The organism is Caniella muris (genome assembly GCF_943193035.1).
Lineage (GTDB): Bacteria > Actinomycetota > Coriobacteriia > Coriobacteriales > Atopobiaceae > Granulimonas > Granulimonas faecalis.
In genome coordinates this window covers 316,253-334,939 of record NZ_CALPCK010000002.1, presented here as the reverse complement: position 1 = coordinate 334,939, position 18,687 = coordinate 316,253, and the positions used below count along the sequence as shown (strand labels likewise).

The following is an 18,687-nucleotide window of genomic DNA, read 5'->3' as shown; positions in this document are numbered from 1 at the left end:
GGGCTACTCCTTATCAGAATCGAGGTCGGCGACGAGGTCGTCGGTGACGACCTGGGCGGCACCGATCAGGTCGTCGGCGTCGGCGTCGGCGAAGGCCTCAACGGCGTCGACGGTGACCTGGGCCGGGGCGGCAGCGGGCGCCTCGGGACGCTTGTCGGAGATGGGCTCGATGTCGAGGGCGAGGGAGCGGATCTCCTTGACGAGGACCTTGAAGGCCTCGGGGATGGAGGCCTCGGGCACGTTCTCGCCCTTGACGATGGACTCGTAGGCCTTGACGCGGCCGTTGGTGTCGTCGGACTTGATGGTGAGGATCTCCTGGAGGACGTTGGCCGCGCCGTAGGCGTAGAGGGCCCACACCTCCATCTCGCCGAAGCGCTGGCCGCCGAACTGGGCCTTGCCGCCCAGCGGCTGCTGGGTGATGAGGCTGTAGGGGCCGGTGGAGCGGGCGTGGATCTTGTCGTCGACCATGTGGCCGAGCTTGAGGATGTAGCTCGTGCCCACCGTGATCTTGTCGCGGAAGGGCTCGCCGGTGCGGCCGTCGTACAGCGTGGTCTTGCCGAACGAGTTGAGCTGCGGCACGAACGACTCCATCATGGCGTCGCCGTAGTCCTCGCGGGCGCGGTTGAGCAGGTTGACGTTGGTGCGGCGGATGCACTCGGCCACCTCGTCGCCCGTGGCGCCGTCGAAGACCGGCGTGGAGACCGGCATGGGGCCGGGCACGTAGCGGTCGGAGTCGGCGGACTCGGTGTCCCAGCCCTTGGCGGCGCACCAGCCGATGTGGCACTCGAGCAGCTGGCCCACGTTCATACGGGACGGCACGCCGAGGGGGTCGAGCAGGACGTCGACGGGGGTGCCGTCGGCCATGTAGGGCATGTCCTCGACGGGGAGCACCTTGCAGACGACGCCCTTGTTGCCGTGGCGGCCGGCGATCTTGTCGCCCTGCTGGATCTTGCGGCGCTGGGCCACGAAGACGCGGACCATCTCGTTGACTCCGGGCGGGAGGTCGTCGCCGGCCTCACGGCTGAAGCGCACGACGTCCACCACGCGGCCGTAGGAGCCGTGGGGCATCTTGAGGGAGGTGTCGCGCACGTCGTGGGCCTTGGCGCCGAAGATGGCGTGGAGCAGGCGCTCCTCCACCGTGGGCGTGGTCTGGCCCTTGGGGGTCACCTTGCCCACGAGGATGTCGCCGGGGCCCACCTCGGCGCCGATGCGGATGATGCCGTCGGCGTCCAGGTTGGCGAGCATGTCGGCGGACAGGTTGGGGATCTCGCGGGTGATCTCCTCGGAGCCGAGCTTGGTGTCGCGGGCGTCGATCTCGTGGCGGGAGATGTTGATGGAGGTCAGCAGGTCCTCCTGCACCACGCGCTCGGAGACGACGATGCCGTCCTCGTAGTTGAAGCCCTCCCACGGCATGTAGGCCACGGTGAGGTTGGCGCCGAGGGCGAGCTCGGAGTTCTCCACGGAGGTGGAGTCGGCCAGCGGCTGGCCGGCCACGACCTTCTGGCCCACCTCGACGATGGGGCGGTGGTTGATGCAGGTGGACTGGTTGGAGCGCTGGTACTTGGGCAGGTCGTAGCGCATGAGGCCGTCGGCGCCGGCGTCAACGACCACGTGGGCGGCGTCGACCTCGACGACGGTGCCGTCGCGGTCGGAGCAGATGAGCTCGCCGGAGTCCAGCGCGGCGCGGTACTCCATGCCGGTGCCCACGAGCGGGGCCGTGGGACGGATCAGGGGCACGGCCTGGCGCTGCATGTTGGCACCCATGAGGGTTCGCTTGGCGTCGTCGTGCTCGAGGAACGGGATCAGCGTGGCGGCGACGGAGAGCATCTGGCGCGGCGAGACGTCCATGTAGTCGATCTCGGACACGGGGGTCTCGGCGGGGGCGCCGAAGGACCCGTCGTAGTCGCGGGTACGGGCCACGACGCGGTCGGCCTCCACGAGCTCGCCGGTGAGCGGGTCGACGGTGAGGATGCGGCCGGTCTCCGGGTCGATCGCGGTGTCGGCCGGCGCGATGATGTGGTCCTCCTCCTCGTCGGCGGTCATCCAGTCGATGACATCGGTGGCGCAGCCGTCCACGACGCGGCGGTACGGGGTCTCGATGAAGCCGTAGTCGTTGACGTGGGCGTAGAGGGCGAGGGTGCCGATGAGGCCGATGTTGGGGCCCTCGGGGGTCTCGATGGGGCACATGCGCGCGTAGTGGGAGTTGTGGACGTCGCGCACGGCGGTGGGCACGTTGGTGCGGCGGCTGGAGCCCGACTTGTGGCCGGCGAGGCCGCCGGGGCCGAGGGCCGACAGGCGCCTCTTGTGGGTGAGGCCGGACAGCGGGTTGGCCTGGTCCATGAACTGCGACAGCTGCGAGGAGCCGAAGAACTCCTTGATGGCCGCCACGATGGGCCTGATGTTGATGAGCGACTGCGGCGTGATGTCGTCGGGGTCCTGGGAGGCCATGCGCTCGCGGACCACGCGCTCCATGCGGCTCATGCCGATGCGGAACTGGTTCTGCACGAGCTCGCCCACGGTGCGGACGCGCCGGTTGCCGAAGTGGTCGATGTCGTCGACCTTCTTGGTGGTGTCGCCGTCGTGGAGGGCGAGGAGGTAGCGGAGGGCCGCCACGATGTCCTCGGCCGTGAGGATGGTCTCGTCGGCCGGCACGTCGATGCCGAGCTTCTTGTCGATCTTGTAGCGGCCCACGCGGGCGAGGTCGTAGCGCTGCGGGTTGAGGTAGAGGCCGTCCACCAGCGAGCGGGCGGCGTCCACGGTGGGGGGCTCGCCGGGGCGCTGGCGCTTGTAGATCTCGATGAGGGCCTCGTCGCGGGTGCGGGCGGTGTCGGAGGCCAGGGTGTCGCGCACGATGTCGGAGTCGCCCAGGAGCTCGACGATCTCGTCGTCGGACTCGGCGATGCCGAGGGCGCGGAGCATGACCGTGGCGTTCTGACGGCGCTTGCGGTCGATGGACACCACGAGCTTGCCGCGCTTGTCGACCTCGAACTCGAGCCACGCGCCGCGGGCCGGGATGAACTGCACCTTGAAGACCTCGACGTTGCTGTCGAGCTCCTTGGAGAAGTAGACGCCCGGGGAGCGCACGAGCTGCGAGACGACGATGCGCTCGGTGCCGTTGATGATGAAGGTGCCGCGGTCGGTCATGAGCGGGAAGTCGCCCATGAACACGAGCTGCTCCTTGATCTCGCCCGTCTCCTTGTTGGTGAAGCGGACCTCGACCAGGAGCGGGGCCTGGTAGGTGACGTCCTTGGCCCGGCACTCGGCCACGGTGTGGGCAGGGTCGCCGAACTCGTGGTCACCGAAGGTGATCTCCATGGTGCCGGCGTTGTTCTCGATGGGAGAGCTCTCGGCGAAGGCGTTCGCAAGGCCCTCCCCCATGAACCGCTCGAACGACTCCTTTTGAATGGTGATGAGGTTGGGCAGCTCCATCGCAGGGGCGATCTTGCTGAAGCTCACGCGGCCCGTGACGTCGGTGGAGGTGACGGAAGAGTTTGCGGTACGCACCGGGCATTTCCTCCTTATAACGGCATACAGCGGCAATTGTCGCAAGGTAGTAATCTAGCCAAGAACGACGGGCCCGTCAATGAAAAGTATTGACATTGTCGGGGGCTTGGATAAACTATCCCGTTTTACCCCGACGTCCTGCAGGGATGCCCCTCCCCTCACCGCGGCGGATGTGGAGGGTCTGTGATGGGCCGGGGCCCTTCGACCGCTCGTCGGCCGCAGGGCCCCGTCGCACAAGAAAAGGGGCCCCGCTCCCATGAGCGGGGCCCCTCGAAGGTTCGGTGGGAACCGGAGTTACTTGATGGAGACGGCGGCGCCGGCCTTCTCGAGCTGCTCCTTGGCGGCCTCGGCCTCGTCCTTCTTGACACCCTCGAGGATGGGCTTGGGGGCACCCTCGACGAGCTCCTTGGCCTCCTTGAGGCCGAGCTTGGTGAGGCCGCGGACCTCCTTGATGACGGCGATCTTGTTGTCGCCGAAGCCCTCGAGCACGACGTCGAACTCGGTCTTCTCCTCGGCGGGCTCGGCGGCGCCACCGGCGGCGGGCATGGCGCCCATCATGACGGGGGCGGCGGCGGACACGCCGAAGGTGTCCTCGAGCTCCTTGACGAGCTCGGAGAGCTCGAGGGCGGGCATGGCCTTGATGGCCTCGATGATCTCATCCTTGGTGACAGCCATGGCTGTTCTCCTTCTTCATAGGCGGGGCGCGCTGGCCCCGGACTTAAAAACGACGGTGGTGCGGGAGCGCCTAGGCAGCGGCCTGGCCCTCCTTCTGCTCGGCGATCTGGGTGAGCGCGGTGGCGAGACCCTGGACGGGCCCGTTGAGGACGCGCACGAACCCGGTGAGGGGCGCGGACACGGCCGCGGCCAGACGGGCGAGCAGCTCCTCGCGGCTGGGGAGGTCGGCGATGGCGAGCGCCTGGGCGGCGTCGATGGCCTGACCGTCGGAGATACCGCCGAGGAACTCGACCTTGTTGAGCTCCTTGGAAGTGTCCTTGATGGCCTTGGCGGCCTCCACGGGGTCGACGGCGTAGAACACGCAGGCGGTGGTGCCCACGAGGATGTCGTCGATGTTGGGCATGTCGTGCTCGGCGAGGGCGATCTTGACGATGTTGTTCTTGTACACCTTCATCTCGGCGTCGGCGTCGCGGAGCTTGCGACGAAGCTCCTGGCTCTCCTTGACCGAAAGACCGCGGTAGTCGATGACGAACAGGCCCTTGGAGGAGTCGAGGGACTCGTTGACCTCCTTGAGCATGGCTTCGTTCTTCTTGGATGGCATGGTTACACCTCCTTGAGGGATTTCCCGGGCATGCCGTGCGGCTGAGGGGAAGCCTCGCAAAAGAAGAGGTCCCGTGTGGCGCCAGCCAGACGGGACCTCGAACCATCGGTTTCGAAGACCACCTCGGCAGGCGGGACTCGCGTCCCCTTGGGTCGCCTGGGCGACACCGGCTGTCTCTGGCAGCGGACATGCTGTGATACGTGCAGGAACCAGTATGGCCCCTTGCGCGGGGGAGTCAAGGGCCGTCGACGCCTGCCTCCCCCGCTCCACGAAAAAGGGACGCGCCGGAGCGGCGCGTCCCTTCCTGCGATCGTCTGTGCGGGTGCGCTAGTCGTCGAGCAGGTTGCGCACCATGGTGGGGTCGACCTTGACGCCCGGGCCCATGGAGGAGGAGAACGCCACGGACTTGACGTACTTGCCCTTGGCGGAGGACGGCTTCACGCGGAGCAGCTCGTTGATGAGCGCGCTGTAGTTCTCCACGAGGTCCTCCACGGAGAAGGACACGCGGCCCATGGGCACGTGCACGATGCCGTAGCGGTCGGCGCGGTACTCCACGCGGCCGGCCTTGAGCTCCTGGACCATCTTGGCGACGTCCATGGTCACGGTGCCCAGCTTGGGGTTGGGCATGAGGCCGCGGGGGCCGAGGATCTTGCCGATGCGGCCGACCTTGGCCATCATCGGCGGGGTGGCGATGGCGGCGTCGAAGTCGATGTTGCCGGCCTGGATGGCGGCCACGAGCTCGTCGCCGCCCACGACGTCGGCGCCGGCCTCCTCGGCCTCGCGGGCCTTCTCGCCCTCGGCGAAGACGGCCACGCGCACGGACTTGCCGGTGCCGTGAGGCAGGGAGATGGAGCCGCGGACGTTCTGGTCGGCCTTGCGGGTGTCGACGCCCAGGCGCACGGAGGCCTCGACGGTCTCGTCGAAGTTGGCGAAGTGGATGTCCTTCACCGTCTCCATGGCGGCCTTGGGGGTGTAGAGGCGGTTCTCGACCTTGGCCTCTGCGTCGCGGTACTTCTTGCCGTGCTTGGGCATGGTGGTGCCTTCCTGTGGTCAACGGGCGCGTCGCGCCCTCCCACATCGGGCCCCTCGCGGGGCCGTGAGGGGAGCCTGTCTCCCCGGGACTACGGTTGTGCCGGTGCTATTCGGCGATGGTGACGCCCATGGAGCGTGCGGTGCCGGCGACGATGCGCTTGGCGTGCTCGATGTCGTTGGCGTTGAGGTCCGGCATCTTGATCTCGGCGATCTTGGTGAGCTGCTCGTCGGTGAGCTGGCCGACCTTGTCGCGCTGGGGCACGGCGGAGCCGCTCTTGATGCCGAGCTCCTTGAGGATCAGCTTGGCCGCGGGCGGGGTCTTGCAGACGAAGTCGAAGGAGCGGTCCTCGTAGACCGAGATCTCGACCGGGATGATGTCGCCGGCCTGGTCCTTCGTGGCGGCGTTGAACGCCTGGCAGAACTGCATGATGTTGACCTGGGCGGCACCGAGGGCGGGGCCGACCGGGGGCGCGGGGTTGGCGGCGCCGGCAGGGATCTGCAGCTTGATGAAGTTGACGACCTTCTTCTTGGGGGCCATGGTGATAAGCCTTTCTTTGCGCTGTGACGATCGCTATGACGCGCGCCGCCCACAGAAGCGTTTCTCACCAAAACGAGGGCGGTGCCGTGTAGCCGGTTAGTGGATGAGGACCACCTGGTCCACGGAGAGCTCGACGGGGGTCTCGCGGCCGAAGATGAGCAGCGTGACCTTGATCTTGCCGGACTCGGGGTTGACCTCGGAGATGGTCCCGTCGAAGTCCTCGAGGGGGCCGGAGGTGACACGAATGGCCTGGCCGGGCTCGAAGTCGGTGACGGTGCGGCGCGGGGCGGTGTCGCCCTTGGGGGTGGCGTTGCCCATCATCTTCTTGAACTCGTCGCGGGAGAGCGGGCTCGGCTTGCCGTCGATGCCCACGAAGCCGGTGACGCCGGGGGTGTTGCGGACGACGGACCACGTGTTGTCGTCCACCTCCATGCGCACGAGAACGTAGCCGGGGAAGACCTTGTTCTCCTTGGTCTGGCGCTTGCCGTCCTCCTTGAGCTCCGTGACCTCCTCGGTGGGGATCTGGATGTCGACGACCTGGCGCTGGAGCCCGTAGGACTCGATGCGGCGCTCGAGGTCGGTCTTGACCTTGTTCTCGTAGCCCGAGTAGGTGTGGATCACATACCAACGCTTGGCCATGGCCTATCCCCTCAGTCCGGAGTAACCGATGAGCGCGGCCACGACACCGGAGTCGATGAGCCAGATGGCCACACCGAAGACCACGAGGATGGCTACGACGGCGACGGTGTAGTTCTTGAGATCCTCGCGGGAGGGCCAGACGACGCGCCGCATCTCGGAGCGGACCTCTCCGAAGTAGGAGGTGGCACGCTTGACGAGACCGGGCTTGCCGGACTTGGCGGCCTTGGCGGCCTTGGCGGGGGCCTTGGTGCCCTCGGACTTGGCCGGGGCCTTCTCGGGGGCCTTCTCGGCCATGATCTGGGCCTGGGCCTCGTTGCGCTGACGCTCGGCCTGACGTGCCTTGCGGGCGGCTCGTTTGTTGCGGTCCTTCTTGGCCATGGGGCTCATGTCCTCCACAAAGCTCGGACTTCTCGACTAGACATTAAAAACCGGCCCGTCCCTATAGGGAGGGCCGGTGAATTGGCTGGCAGCCCAGGTAGGACTCGAACCCACAACAAACGGTTTTGGAGACCGCCGCTCTACCATTGGAGCTACTGGGCTGTGTGAGACTCTATTCTAGCGCGTCTCTTTGTGCAGCGTGTGGTGACGGCACCACCGGCAGTACTTTTTGAGCTCCATACGCTCAGGATGGGTGCTCTTGTTCTTGTAGGTGGTGTAATTGCGACGCTTGCAATCGGTGCACGCAAGGGTGACGAGAGTACGCATGAATGGATTCCTTCCCAAGTACCGGACATGGCCGCTCTTACGTCACAGCCATGCGCGAGTGATTACGCTACCACCCCGCCGGTGAGCCGTCAACAGAGATGGCCCACCAAATCGTACGTTCACGGGATGGGCACGGCCGAGGTGGGAACGGTCGGCAACAAAAAAGCCCGGCACACGGGGTGCCGGGCTTTCACGATCGAGGAAGCGAGTTACTCGATGATGGTGGCAACACGGCCGTCGCCCACGGTGTGGCCGCCCTCGCGGATTGCGAAGCGGAGGCCCTCCTCCATGGCGATCGGGTAGATGAGCTCACCGGTGATGGTGACGTGGTCGCCAGGCATGGCCATCTCGACACCCTCGGGGAGGGAGATGTTGCCGGTGACGTCGGTGGTGCGGAAGTAGAACTGCGGACGGTAGCCGTTGAAGAACGGGGTGTGACGGCCGCCCTCCTCCTTGGTCAGGACGTAGACCTCGGCGGTGAACTTCTTGTGCGGGGTCACCGAGCCGGGCTTGCAGAGGACCTGGCCGCGCTCGATCTCCTCGCGCTTGACGCCGCGGAGCAGGATGCCCACGTTGTCGCCGGCCTCGCAGAAGTCCATGGACTTGCGGAACATCTCGATGCCGGTGGCCACGGAGTTGGAGGTGGGCTTGATGCCCACGATCTCGACCGGGTCGTTGAGGCGGAGCTGGCCGCGCTCGACACGGCCGGTGGCGACGGTGCCGCGGCCGGAGATGGTCATGACATCCTCGACGGCCATCAGGAACGGCTTCTCGTTGTCACGGGCGGGGGTGGGGATGTAGTTGTCCACCTCGGTCATGAGGGCGCGGATCTGCTCGACCCACTTCTCGTCGCCCTCGAGGGCGCCGAGGGCGGAGCCGCGGATGATGGGGAGGTCGTCGCCCGGGAAGTCGTACTCGGACAGGAGGTCGCGGGTCTCCATCTCGACGAGGTCGATGAGCTCCTCATCGTCCACCATGTCGCACTTGTTCAGGAACACGACGATGTAGGGCACGCCGACCTGACGGGCGAGCAGGATGTGCTCGCGGGTCTGGGCCATGGGGCCGTCGGTGGCGGCGATGACCAGGATGGCGCCATCCATCTGGGCGGCACCCGAGATCATGTTCTTGATGTAGTCGGCGTGGCCGGGGCAGTCGACGTGGGCGTAGTGACGGTTCTCGGTCTCGTACTCCACGTGGGCGACGGAGATGGTGATGCCACGCTCGCGCTCCTCGGGAGCCTTGTCGATGTCCTCGAACGCGGTGAAGTTGGCGCGGCAGCCAGGGGTCTCGGAGAGAACCTTGGTGATCGCGGCGGTCAGCGTGGTCTTGCCGTGGTCGACGTGGCCGATGGTGCCGATATTGACATGCGGCTTAGTACGCTCGAACTTCTCCTTGGCCATGTGCCATCCTCCTTCTGGAAACAGGACTTCCCGCTTCGCAGCCATTGATGCCTACGTGCTAAATATGTCTAGCGGCCCCCGGAGGGACCGCAAGATAACCTGGTAGCGGTGACTGGATTCGAACCAGTGACGCCGCGGGTATGAACCGCGTGCTCTGACCAACTGAGCTACACCGCCATGCTTGAAATGGAGCCCGCGACCGGATTTGAACCGGTGACCTCTTCGTTACCAACGAAGTGCTCTACCGACTGAGCTACACGGGCATGGTGGGGATGCTTGGACTCGAACCAAGGAACCCATAGGGAGCGGATTTACAGTCCGCCGCAGTTGCCGCTGTGCCACATCCCCATCCGTTTTCAAGCCGCGTTGCCGGGTGCTGGACCCACAACGCGCTAGTGATACTACGCCCGGGGCAAATCCGTGTCAACGTATACCCCGGACCCGGGTGTATCCATACCATCGTTTCTGCACAACCCCAGCTAGATACCGCTAAAAGTGCGCCATCACGGGGGACTTCCCACCGAGGGCGCCGCCCGCGCCGCCAAATCGGCCCGAGAAAAAAGGCGGCCCGCGGGCCGCCTTCGTCGCCGAGTGGAGCTGATGGTCGGATTCGAACCGACAACCGTCCGATTACAAGTCGGGTGCTCTGCCGTTGGAGCTACATCAGCGCAGGGACGATGATAGCGCTTAGACCCGGCGCCCGAGCAGCGCGTTGAGCTTGGCCGCCGTCTCGGGGTCCAGGCGGTCCTCCAGGCTCATGCGGGACCACGTGCGCTCCTCGCGCTCCCGCTCGATGGACCGGTTCATGGCCGCCACCTCGTGCACGAGCATGCGGCTCGACACGCGGGTGACGCCCGGCCCCTCCACCGTGGCCTGGATCGTGCCGTCGGAGGTGACCACCGTGACCCGGCGGCCGGAGTCGCGCGCCTCGGTCACCAGCCCCTCGATGACGGTGTCCGCCGAGACGCCCCTGCGGGAGAAGACCTCCCGCACGCCGCCGCGCCTCGTCTCGGGGCGGTGCTCCCCGCGGTTGTTGGCGCCGTCGTAGACGATGACGGCCTCGTACTCGTGCTGGGCGTAGGCGGCGACGTCGGCCAGGAGCGCCTCGCGGGCGCGGCCGAACGGGTCGGTGCCGAGACGCTCGGGCACGGAGCCGTCGGGTTCGTCGAAGAGGTCCTGGTAGCGGGGGTCGGCGAAGAGCACGTTGTAGCCGTCCACCACGAGGAGGGCCCGAGGGGCCCCCTTAGCCACGGTCGGCGCCCCCCTCGCGGCCGGCCTCCCGGAGGCGCCGCATCCACTCGTAGGCCATGACCGTGGCGGCCTGGGCCACGTTGAGCGACTCCACGCGGCCGCGCTGGGGCAGGCGGCAGGAGAAGTCGCAGCGGTCGAGGAGCAGGCGGCTCACGCCGGTCTGCTCGTTGCCCATGACCAGGCAGAAGCGGCCGCCGAGCGGCGCGTCCCAGACGTCCTGCTCGGCATGCTCGGTGGCCGCGCCGGCCCAGAACCCGGCCTCCTTGAGGCGGTCCACCGCCGTGGCGAGGTTGGAGACGCGCGCGATCGGCACGTGGAGCACGGCCCCGGCCGACGTCTTGTAGGCCCCCACGCCCACGGAGGCGGCGCGGGCCTTGGGGATCACGACGCCGGCGGCGCCCGCCACCTCGGCGGAGCGCACGATGGCGCCGAAGTTGCCCTCGTCGGTCACGTGGTCGAGCACGAGGACGAGCGCGTCGCCGTCGCCGGCGGCCGCGACGACGTCCTCGAGGTCGGCGTAGGGGAAGTCCTCGAGCTCCACGACCACGCCCTGGTGGGCGCCGTGGCTCGACATGGCGTCGAGGCGGGCCTTGGAGCAGATGTCCACCTCCACGCCGTCGGCCTCGAAGGCGGCGGCGAGGCGGGCGAGCTTGGGGTCCTGGCTGCCCTTGTTGAGGGCGATGTGGGCGCGCCTCACGGGCACGCCGGCGGCGAGGGCCTCGTCGACGGCGCGGCGGCCCTCCACGAGCACGCGCTCCTCGGCGCGCGGCTGCCGGCGGGCGGCCTGGGGGCGCCCCTTGCCCCGGGCGCCCCCGCGGCGGTCCCCCTTGGGCGCCTTGGGCGCCTGGGGGCCCGCCTTGCCGGCGAGGCCCGCCTTGCGGCCGTCGCGGCCCCTCCACTGGCGGCCGTCCTCGCTGCTCCAGGCGCGGGGGGCCTGGCCGCGGCCCCGGCCGCGCCTCCCCTGCTGCCCGTTGCCGTGCTGGCCCCTGGGGCCCTGGTTCCTGGACGCCATGGTCAGCGCCCCCCTTCCTGACGGGTGATGCGGGTGCCGGCCTGGGTGTCCTCCACCACGAGGCCGAGGTCCGAGACGGCGTCGCGGATGGCGTCGGCGCGGGCCCAGTCCTTCGCGGCGCGGGCCTCGGCGCGGGCGTCCACGAGGGCCGCCACGGCGCCGTCGACGTCGTCGCCGTCGAAGCCCACGAGGTCGCGGGCCACGTCCACGAGCCCGGCGGGCAGCGGGTCGGCCTGGGGCCGGACGCTCTCGAGGCCGAGCACCTCGAGGAGCTCCACGAGGGTGTCGGAGGCGCGCAGCAGCGTGGAGGTGCACGCCTCCGCCCCGGCGGCGTCGAGGTAGGCGTTGGCCTGGTTGGCGAGGGAGAAGACGGCGGCGAGGGCCGAGGACGTGTTGAAGTCGTCGTCCATGGCCGAGGTGAAGCCGTCGCGGGCGGCGTCGATGGCGTCGGACAGGGCCTGGGCGCCGTCGCCGCCGCAGCTGGAGCCGTCGGAGTTCTCGGCCGCCCAGCGCAGGTTCCTCGCCGTGGTGCGCAGGCGCTCCAGCGCGCCCACGCAGCCGTCGAGGCGCTCGAACGAGAAGTCGAGCGGCGAGCGGTAGTGGGTCTGGAGCATGAGGAGGCGCACGGCGTCGGCCGGGTAGCGGTCGAGGACCTCCTTGAGCGTGTGGAAGTTGCCGAGCGACTTGCTCATCTTCTCGCCGTCGACGCGGAGCATGCCCGTGTGCATCCACAGGTTGGCCAGCGGCTCGTGCCAGCGGCAGCAGGCCTGGGCGCTCTCGTTCTCGTGGTGCGGGAACACGAGGTCGGAGCCGCCGCCGTGGATGTCGATGGGCGTGCCGAGGTAGCGGTGGACCATGGCGGCGCACTCGGTGTGCCAGCCGGGGCGCCCCTCGCCCCACGGCGACTCCCAGCTGGGCTCGCCGGGCTTGGCCGCCTTCCAGAGGGCGAAGTCGAGGGGGTCGCGCTTGTCGGAGTTCTCCTCGATGCGGGCGCCCACGAGCAGCTCGTCGACGTTGCGGCCCGAGACGCGGCCGTAGGTCTCGCAGCTGCGCACGGAGAAGTACACGTCGCCCGAGGGCACGGCGTAGGCGTTGCCCTGGTCGATGAGGCCCGAGATCATGGAGACCATGGCGTCGATCTCCTGGGTGGCGCGGGGCCGGATGTCGGGGGCCAGCACGTTGAGGCGCCCCATCTGCTCGATGAAGGCGTCGGAGTAGGTGCGGGCGAGCTCGGCGGCGGTGACGCCCTCCTCGTTCGCGCGCTGGATGATCTTGTCGTCGACGTCGGTCAGGTTCTGCGCGAAGCGCACCTGGTAGCCCTTGTAGACGAGGTAGCGGCGGATGACGTCGAACGCGAGGAACGTCCTGCCGTTGCCGATGTGGATCTGGTCGTAGACCGTGGGTCCGCACACGTACATGGAGATGTGCCCGGGCTCCACGGGGACGAGCTCCTCCTTGCGGTGGGTCTGGGTGTTGTAGACGAGCATGGTCACTCCTCGGTGCCGCTGGGTGCCTGGGCGGCCTCGCCGCCGTCAGGTTGGAATCGTACATCTTGGGAGGGGACCGCCTGGGCGGTGAGGGCGGCCACCTGCTCCTCGAGCTGGGAGATGCGCGCCGTCAGGATCTCGACGGTCTGCTCCATGGGGTCGGGCAGGTACTGGCGCCGGCGGTCCGTGTGGGCCGGCTGGGTGCGCACCCGCACGCCGCAGCGCGTGGTCACGTGCCCGGGGACGCCCACCACGGTGCAGCCGGCCGGGACGTCCTTCACCACCACGGCGCCGCCGCCCACCTTGGAGCCGTCGCCCAGTGTGATGTCGCCGAGCACGGCGGCCCCCACGCCCACGGTGACGTTGTCGCCCAGGGTGGGGTGGCGCTTGCCGCTCTGCTTGCCGGTGCCCCCCAGGGTGACGCCCTGGTAGATCATGCAGTCGTCGCCGATGATCGTGGTCTCCCCCACCACGATGCCGCTACCGTGGTCGATGAGGAAGCGGCGGCCGATGGTGGCGCCGGGGTGTATCTCGACCCCGAACCGGTGGCGGCTCCACGTGGAGAGGGTGCGGGCCAGGAAGCGGTGGCCGTGGGTCCAGAGCCAGTGCTGGCGCCGGTAGGCCCACACGGCGCGCATGCCGGGCGAGTTGACGAGGATGGAGATGGTGGACGTGGCCGCCGGGTCGTGCTCCCGGAAGGCGCGGACGTCCTCGCGTATGGAATCGAACATGGGTGTCCCATCGACGGGGCGGTTCGGGAGGTCGGCGGGGTGCCTAGGGGCGCCCCATGAGGCAGACCGCCCAGGCCTCGATGCCCTCCTCGCGGCCCACGAAGCCGAGGCGCTCGGTCGTGGTGGCCTTGAGTCCCACGCGGGAGACGTCGCATCCCATGGCGCGGGCCATGGCGGAGCGCATGGCATCGCGGTGCGGGGCGAGGCGGGGGGCCTGGGCGGCGACGGTACAGTCGCAGTCGAGGAGTTCGTACCCAGCCTCCCGCGCGAGCCCCATGACCCGGGACAGCAGGACGAGGGAGTCCGCGCCGGCGTAGGCGGGGTCGTCGTCGGGGAAGAGGCGGCCGATGTCGCCCAGGCGGCAGGCGCCGCAGACGGCGTCCATGAGGGCGTGGGTCACGACGTCGGCGTCGGAGTGGCCCGCGAGGCCGCGGGCGCAGGGCACGGTGACGCCGCCCAGCACGAGGGGGCGCCCCTCGCAGAAGGCGTGCACGTCGTAGCCGTGGCCGATGGAGAGGGCCATGTCACTCCCCTTCCCGCTCGGCGGCCAGGAGGGCGGCCTCGACGACGGCCAGGTCCTCCGGGTAGGTGAGCTTGAGGTTGTTGCGCTGGGCGTCCACCACGGCCACGGGGAGCCCCATGGCCTCCACGAGGGAGGCGTCGTCGGTGCCCACGGAGCGGGCGCGCCGGTGGGCGGCGCGGATGACCTCGATGGGGAACGCCTGGGGCGTCTGCACGACCCAGAGGCTGCCGCGGTCGGGCGTGGCGGACACGGTGCCGTCCCGGACCACCTTGACGGTGTCGGTGCAGGGGCAGCCGGCCACGGCGCCGCCCAGCGAGGCGTCGGCCCGCAGGCGGGCGGCCACGGCCTCGAAGGTGTGGGGGCGCACGAGCGGCCGGGCGCCGTCGTGGAAGGCCACGAGGGGGACCTCGGACGAGACGGCGGCGAGGCCCGCGGCGCAGCTCGCCTGGCGGTCGTCGCCGCCAGGGACCACCGTGACGGGGAGGGCCAGGGGCAGGCCGGCCACGAGGGCCTCCATGGCGGCGAGGTCGGCGGGGCGGCAGACGAGCACGAGCGCGGCCACGGAGGGGGCTGCGTCGGCGGCGAGGAGCGACCACGCCACGAGCGGGCGGCCGGCGACCTCGACGAGGGCCTTGCCGCCCGGGTGGCCGAACCGCTCCCCCGATCCGGCGGCGACCACCACCACGGCGAGGTCGGCGCCCGGGTCGGGCACGGCGACGGCGGCGGGCCGCGCCTCGGTCTGGCAACGGCAGCGGCTCATTCCTTCCTGCCCCACATGCGGTAGAGGCTGTCGGCTAGGATGCCGGGGTTCTTGACGCCGATGTCGTCGAGGCGGCTCGGGTTGTCCTCGATGTCGTCCATGAGCTCCTGGAGGCTGCCGTACTCGTCCACGATCTTGTCGGCCATGCCCTCGCGCACCACGGAGATGCGTGACAGGGTGCGCAGGCCCAGGGGCGCCATGATGGAGTCCTCGCCGAGGCCCTCGTAGCCGAGCATGGCGCCCACACGCTTGAACGAGTGGAGCTGCGCGGCGTCGAGCTCGTGGAACTGGCGGCGCACCTCCCGGGCGGTCTCCTCGGAGGAGTCGCGGGCGTAGTCGCGGATCATGAGGGTGTACTCGTCGTCCATGTCGCCCACGAGCTGCTCACGCTGCATGGCGATGGTGCGGCCCTCGCTGCCGAGCTGGTCGATGAGGTCGTCGAGCTCGTCGGCGGCCGTCATGAGCACCTCGAAGTACGAGAAGATCTTGGAGATGTCGGCCAGCGTGACGTAGTTGTCGAGCTCGAGCGTGGTGAGGCGGAGCAGGTTGCGGTCCAGCGCCTGGCGCGTGGACTGGAGGGTCACCAGCAGCTGGTTGACCATGTCCATGATCTCCTGGACGGTCTTGATCTGGAAGGAGCGGCCGTCGAGGTAGACGTTGACCACCTGGCGGCGCTCGGAGACCGAGATGACCATGGCGTTGGTGAGGATGCTCATGCGCGCGGCCGTGCGGTGGCGCATGCCGGTCTCGGAGGTGGGCAGCGACGGGTCGGGGTTGAGGTGGAAGTTCGCCCGCTTGATCTGGGTGAGGTCCTTGTCGATGACGATGGCCCCGTCCATCTTGGAGAGCTCGAACAGGCGGTTGGCCGTGAACGAGATGTTGAGCGGGAAGCCGTCGTCGCCGGCGGCCAGGACGGCGTCGACGTCGCCCACGCAGATGAGGGCGCCGAGCCGGCCGGCGATGATCATGTCAAGGGCGCGGCGCAAGGCCGTGCCCGGCGCTGTCTGGCGCATGGCGCACTCCATGCGCTCGTCCAGGGACAGCGACCGGTCGCAGAAATCCCCCATGAAGACCCTTCTGTCCGAAGCGCGCCGCGACGCGCGGCACACCCCTTAACCCTAACAAAGCGGGCGGGCGCCGTGGGGCGCGGCGGGGCTGCGACAGAGGTCCCACAGAGCGGCGCCCGGCCCCGCGGGGTGCGGGACCGGGCGCACGGCCGGGTTCGCCTGGAAGGGCCCGTCAGGCCGAGGCCTCCTGGGAACCGGCCCCGGAGCCCTTGGCGAGGGCGCTCCGGCCCGGTGCGCCGCCGGGGGCCGGCAGGCGCGACATGGTCTCGCGGACGGTCTTCTCGGGAATCTCGCCGGCCACGTGGTCGAAGACGAGGGCGCCGTCGCGGACGTCCACGGAGACGACCTCCCCCTTCTCCCACCTCCCCTCGAGGAGCTCCTCGGCGAGCGGGTCCTCGATGAGGGTCTGGATGGCGCGGCGCAGCGGGCGGGCGCCGTAGACCTGGTCGGTGCCCTCCTTGGCCACGAGGTCGCGGGCTGCGTCCGTGAGCTCGATGGACATGCCCTCGTCCACGAGGCGGTCGCGGAGCTCCCGCACCATGAGGTCGACGATGGAGCGGAGCTGGTCCTTCTCCAGCGACTTGAAGACCACGACCTCGTCCACGCGGTTGAGGAACTCGGGGCGGAACTGCCGCTTGAGCTCGCCGGTGACGCGCTGCTTGATCTCGCGGTCCGAGAGCCCCTTGCCCGAGGCGCCGAAGCCCATGGGCGCGGTGGTGGCGATCTCGCGGGCGCCGATGTTGCTCGTCATGATGATGACGGTGTTGGAGAAGTCCACCTTGCGGCCCTGGCCGTCGGTGAGCCGGCCCTCGTCCAGGATCTGGAGGAGGAGGTTGAAGACGTCGGGGTGCGCCTTCTCGATCTCGTCGAACAGCACCACCGAGTACGGGCGGCGCCGGACGGCCTTGGTGAGCTCGCCGCCCTCGTCGTAGCCCACGTATCCCGGAGGGGCGCCCACGAGCTTGGAGACGGCGAACTTCTCCATGAACTCGCTCATGTCGTACGTGATGAGGGCGTCCTCGCTGCCGAAGAGGAACTCGGCGAGCGACTTGGCCAGCTCCGTCTTGCCCACGCCCGAGGGGCCCAGGAAGATGAAGGAGCCGCCGGGGCGGCGCGGGTCCTTGAGGGGCGAGCGGCTGCGGCGGATGGCGCGGGACACCGAGCTCACGGCCTCGTCCTGGCCGATGACGCGCTCATGGAGCACGGACTCGGCACGCAGGAGCTTGGAGGCCTCGGCCTCGGTGAGGTTGGACACCGGGACGCCGGTGATGAAGCTCACGACGTCGGCGATGTCGGCCGAGGAGACCTCCACCGTGACGGCGTCTAGCTCGGCGTGCCACTGGGCCTCGAGCTCCTCGCGGCGGCCGGTGAGCTCCTTCTCGCGGTCGCGCAGGCGGGCGGCCTCCTCGAACTCCTGGGCCTTGGCGGCGCGGGACTTCTCCTCGGCCACGGAGGCGAGCTCCGCGTCGCACTCGACGATGGCGTCGGGCACCACGATCTTGTGCACGCGGGTGCGCGCGCCGGCCTCGTCGATGACATCGATGGCCTTGTCGGGCAGGAAGCGGTCCTGGATGTAGCGGTTGGACAGCACGACGGCGTCCACGAGGGCCTCGTCGGTGTAGCGGACGTGGTGGTGCTCCTCGTAGCGGTCCTTGAGGCCCTTGAGGATGGTCACGGTGTCGGCCACGGAGGGCTCGTTGATGTAGACGGGCTGGAAGCGGCGCTCGAAGGCGGAGTCCTTCTCGATGTGCTTGCGGTACTCCTCGGCGGTGGTGGCGCCGATGACCTGAATCTCGCCGCGGGACAGCGGCGGCTTGAGGATCGAGGCGGCGTCGATGGAGCCCTCGGCGGAGCCGGCGCCGATGAGGGTGTGGATCTCGTCGATGAACAGGATGTCGCTCTCGGACTCCATGACCTCGTTGACCACGCGCTTGAGGCGCTCCTCGAACTCGCCGCGGTACTTGGAGCCGGCGACGAGGGCGGCCACGTCGAGCGTCCAGATCTGCTTGCCGCGCAGGACCTCGGGAACGTTGCCGTCGGCCACGAGCTGGGCGAGCCCCTCGGCGATGGCGGTCTTGCCCACGCCGGGGTCGCCGAGGATCAGCGGGTTGTTCTTCTGGCGGCGCGCCAGCACCTGCATGACGCGCTCCACCTCGGAGTCGCGGCCGATGACCGGGTCGAGCCGGCCGTCGGCGGCCAGCTTGGTGAGGTTGCGGCCGTACTCCTCGAGCATGGAGCCCTCGCCGGGGCCCTGGCCGCCGGCGACGTCGGCGCCGGAGCGGACGTCGGCCATGGCCGGACGCATGCGGCCGTCGGACGAGCCGGCGGTCAGCCGGTCCACGGCGTTGCGCACGGCGTCGCCGGAGATGCCCATGCGGGTGAGCGCCTCCATGGCCACGCCGTTGCCCTCGCGGACGATGCCGAGCAGCAGGTGCTCGGTGGAGATGTAGGACTGGCCGCGGGTGATGGTCTCGCGGTAGGCCCCCTCCAGCACCCGCTTGGCGCGGGGCGTGAAGGGGATGTGGCCGCCGGGGACCGGCTCGGCCTCGCGGCGCGTGATCTCGCGGACGATGGCCAGGGCCTCCTCGTAGGTGACGTCGAGCTCGGCCATGGCCTGGGCGGCGATGCCGTCGCCCTGTTTGATGAGTCCGAGCAGCAGGTGCTCGGTGCCCACGTACATCTGCCCGAGCTCGCGGGCCTCGTCCTGGGCGAGGCTCATGACCTTGCGGGCCTTCTCGGTGAACTTGTCGAACATGGTGGTT

General features: G+C 69.1%; 17 protein-coding genes and 5 tRNA genes. All 22 read right to left on the bottom strand.

The features are described from left to right. Nucleotides 1-3: 3 nt before the first annotated feature. Nucleotides 4-3,504, bottom strand: coding sequence for a DNA-directed RNA polymerase subunit beta (rpoB, locus tag NFR49_RS08510; protein ID WP_275557153.1), 3,501 nt, complete (start codon nucleotides 3,502-3,504; stop codon nucleotides 4-6). 294 nt (nucleotides 3,505-3,798) lie between these two features. Beyond that, nucleotides 3,799-4,179, bottom strand: coding sequence for a 50S ribosomal protein L7/L12 (gene rplL / locus NFR49_RS08505; protein WP_135978859.1), 381 nt, complete (start codon nucleotides 4,177-4,179; stop codon nucleotides 3,799-3,801). Between the two features lie 70 nt (nucleotides 4,180-4,249). Continuing rightward, entirely contained in the window at nucleotides 4,250-4,780 is a 531-nt protein-coding gene (gene rplJ / locus NFR49_RS08500; RefSeq protein ID WP_135978860.1) for a 50S ribosomal protein L10, read from the bottom strand. Between the two features lie 327 nt (nucleotides 4,781-5,107). Next, nucleotides 5,108-5,812, bottom strand: coding sequence for a 50S ribosomal protein L1 (rplA, locus tag NFR49_RS08495; RefSeq protein ID WP_204406486.1), 705 nt, complete (start codon nucleotides 5,810-5,812; stop codon nucleotides 5,108-5,110). 106 nt (nucleotides 5,813-5,918) lie between these two features. Further along, nucleotides 5,919-6,350 carry a 50S ribosomal protein L11 gene (gene rplK, locus NFR49_RS08490; protein ID WP_135978862.1) on the bottom strand — a complete coding sequence of 144 codons (432 nt, stop codon included), beginning with the start codon at nucleotides 6,348-6,350 and terminating at the stop codon, nucleotides 5,919-5,921. A gap of 96 nt (nucleotides 6,351-6,446) precedes the next feature. After that, nucleotides 6,447-6,989 (bottom strand): transcription termination/antitermination protein NusG, encoded by a 543-nt coding sequence (nusG, locus tag NFR49_RS08485; RefSeq protein WP_135978863.1) that lies wholly within the window; start codon nucleotides 6,987-6,989, stop codon nucleotides 6,447-6,449. 3 nt (nucleotides 6,990-6,992) lie between these two features. Beyond that, nucleotides 6,993-7,367, bottom strand: coding sequence for a preprotein translocase subunit SecE (gene secE / locus NFR49_RS08480; protein WP_251159198.1), 375 nt, complete (start codon nucleotides 7,365-7,367; stop codon nucleotides 6,993-6,995). A gap of 86 nt (nucleotides 7,368-7,453) precedes the next feature. After that, nucleotides 7,454-7,529: transfer RNA gene (locus NFR49_RS08475), tRNA-Trp, on the bottom strand. A 15-nt stretch (nucleotides 7,530-7,544) separates the two neighbouring features. Continuing rightward, nucleotides 7,545-7,694 (bottom strand): 50S ribosomal protein L33, encoded by a 150-nt coding sequence (gene rpmG / locus NFR49_RS08470; protein ID WP_135978865.1) that lies wholly within the window; start codon nucleotides 7,692-7,694, stop codon nucleotides 7,545-7,547. A gap of 209 nt (nucleotides 7,695-7,903) precedes the next feature. Beyond that, nucleotides 7,904-9,094, bottom strand: a complete 1,191-nt coding sequence (tuf, locus tag NFR49_RS08465) for an elongation factor Tu (RefSeq protein WP_135978866.1) — start codon at nucleotides 9,092-9,094, stop codon at nucleotides 7,904-7,906. Between the two features lie 100 nt (nucleotides 9,095-9,194). Beyond that, nucleotides 9,195-9,271: transfer RNA gene (locus NFR49_RS08460), tRNA-Met, on the bottom strand. 10 nt (nucleotides 9,272-9,281) lie between these two features. Next, a tRNA-Thr gene (locus tag NFR49_RS08455) sits at nucleotides 9,282-9,357 on the bottom strand. A gap of 1 nt (nucleotide 9,358) precedes the next feature. Beyond that, nucleotides 9,359-9,442 (bottom strand) — tRNA-Tyr (locus NFR49_RS08450). 244 nt (nucleotides 9,443-9,686) lie between these two features. Then, nucleotides 9,687-9,762: transfer RNA gene (locus tag NFR49_RS08445), tRNA-Thr, on the bottom strand. A 19-nt stretch (nucleotides 9,763-9,781) separates the two neighbouring features. Beyond that, nucleotides 9,782-10,345, bottom strand: coding sequence for an NYN domain-containing protein (locus tag NFR49_RS08440; RefSeq protein ID WP_251159197.1), 564 nt, complete (start codon nucleotides 10,343-10,345; stop codon nucleotides 9,782-9,784). Next, nucleotides 10,338-11,357, bottom strand: a complete 1,020-nt coding sequence (rlmB, locus tag NFR49_RS08435; protein ID WP_251159196.1) for a 23S rRNA (guanosine(2251)-2'-O)-methyltransferase RlmB — start codon at nucleotides 11,355-11,357, stop codon at nucleotides 10,338-10,340. Before rlmB ends, NFR49_RS08440 begins: the two co-directional genes overlap by 8 nt. A gap of 2 nt (nucleotides 11,358-11,359) precedes the next feature. Further along, on the bottom strand, nucleotides 11,360-12,844 hold the full coding sequence (cysS, locus tag NFR49_RS08430) for a cysteine--tRNA ligase (protein WP_251159195.1): 1,485 nt from the start codon (nucleotides 12,842-12,844) through the stop codon (nucleotides 11,360-11,362). 2 nt (nucleotides 12,845-12,846) lie between these two features. Then, entirely contained in the window at nucleotides 12,847-13,575 is a 729-nt protein-coding gene (gene cysE, locus NFR49_RS08425; RefSeq protein WP_251159194.1) for a serine O-acetyltransferase, read from the bottom strand. Between the two features lie 43 nt (nucleotides 13,576-13,618). Further along, the gene (ispF, locus tag NFR49_RS08420; RefSeq protein ID WP_251159193.1) at nucleotides 13,619-14,098 is read right to left on the bottom strand and encodes a 2-C-methyl-D-erythritol 2,4-cyclodiphosphate synthase; all 480 of its coding nucleotides are present in this window, start codon (nucleotides 14,096-14,098) and stop codon (nucleotides 13,619-13,621) included. A gap of 1 nt (nucleotide 14,099) precedes the next feature. Continuing rightward, nucleotides 14,100-14,858 carry a 2-C-methyl-D-erythritol 4-phosphate cytidylyltransferase gene (gene ispD / locus NFR49_RS08415; RefSeq protein WP_251159192.1) on the bottom strand — a complete coding sequence of 253 codons (759 nt, stop codon included), beginning with the start codon at nucleotides 14,856-14,858 and terminating at the stop codon, nucleotides 14,100-14,102. Continuing rightward, nucleotides 14,855-15,925, bottom strand: a complete 1,071-nt coding sequence (gene disA, locus NFR49_RS08410; RefSeq protein WP_251159191.1) for a DNA integrity scanning diadenylate cyclase DisA — start codon at nucleotides 15,923-15,925, stop codon at nucleotides 14,855-14,857. Before disA ends, ispD begins: the two co-directional genes overlap by 4 nt. Before the next feature lie 172 nt (nucleotides 15,926-16,097). Continuing rightward, nucleotides 16,098-18,680: an ATP-dependent Clp protease ATP-binding subunit gene (locus tag NFR49_RS08405; RefSeq protein WP_251159190.1), complete on the bottom strand. Its 2,583-nt coding sequence runs from the start codon at nucleotides 18,678-18,680 to the stop codon at nucleotides 16,098-16,100. Nucleotides 18,681-18,687 lie beyond the last annotated feature (7 nt).

Excerpts from the sequence above, each read along its gene's own strand:
- ispD (WP_251159192.1), bottom strand. The coding sequence starts at position 14,858 with ATGAGCCGCTGCCGTTGCCAGACCGAGGCGCGGCCCGCCGCCGTCGCC.
- disA (WP_251159191.1), bottom strand. The coding sequence starts at position 15,925 with ATGGGGGATTTCTGCGACCGGTCGCTGTCCCTGGACGAGCGCATGGAG.
- cysS (WP_251159195.1), bottom strand. The coding sequence starts at position 12,844 with ATGCTCGTCTACAACACCCAGACCCACCGCAAGGAGGAGCTCGTCCCC.
- rpmG (WP_135978865.1), bottom strand. The coding sequence starts at position 7,694 with ATGCGTACTCTCGTCACCCTTGCGTGCACCGATTGCAAGCGTCGCAAT.
- ispF (WP_251159193.1), bottom strand. The coding sequence starts at position 14,098 with ATGGCCCTCTCCATCGGCCACGGCTACGACGTGCACGCCTTCTGCGAG.
- rplL (WP_135978859.1), bottom strand. The coding sequence starts at position 4,179 with ATGGCTGTCACCAAGGATGAGATCATCGAGGCCATCAAGGCCATGCCC.
- rplA (WP_204406486.1), bottom strand. The coding sequence starts at position 5,812 with ATGCCCAAGCACGGCAAGAAGTACCGCGACGCAGAGGCCAAGGTCGAG.
- secE (WP_251159198.1), bottom strand. The coding sequence starts at position 7,367 with ATGGCCAAGAAGGACCGCAACAAACGAGCCGCCCGCAAGGCACGTCAG.
- rplJ (WP_135978860.1), bottom strand. The coding sequence starts at position 4,780 with ATGCCATCCAAGAAGAACGAAGCCATGCTCAAGGAGGTCAACGAGTCC.
- cysE (WP_251159194.1), bottom strand. The coding sequence starts at position 13,575 with ATGTTCGATTCCATACGCGAGGACGTCCGCGCCTTCCGGGAGCACGAC.
- NFR49_RS08405 (WP_251159190.1), bottom strand. The coding sequence starts at position 18,680 with ATGTTCGACAAGTTCACCGAGAAGGCCCGCAAGGTCATGAGCCTCGCC.
- rplK (WP_135978862.1), bottom strand. The coding sequence starts at position 6,350 with ATGGCCCCCAAGAAGAAGGTCGTCAACTTCATCAAGCTGCAGATCCCT.
- tuf (WP_135978866.1), bottom strand. The coding sequence starts at position 9,094 with ATGGCCAAGGAGAAGTTCGAGCGTACTAAGCCGCATGTCAATATCGGC.
- nusG (WP_135978863.1), bottom strand. The coding sequence starts at position 6,989 with ATGGCCAAGCGTTGGTATGTGATCCACACCTACTCGGGCTACGAGAAC.
- rlmB (WP_251159196.1), bottom strand. The coding sequence starts at position 11,357 with ATGGCGTCCAGGAACCAGGGCCCCAGGGGCCAGCACGGCAACGGGCAG.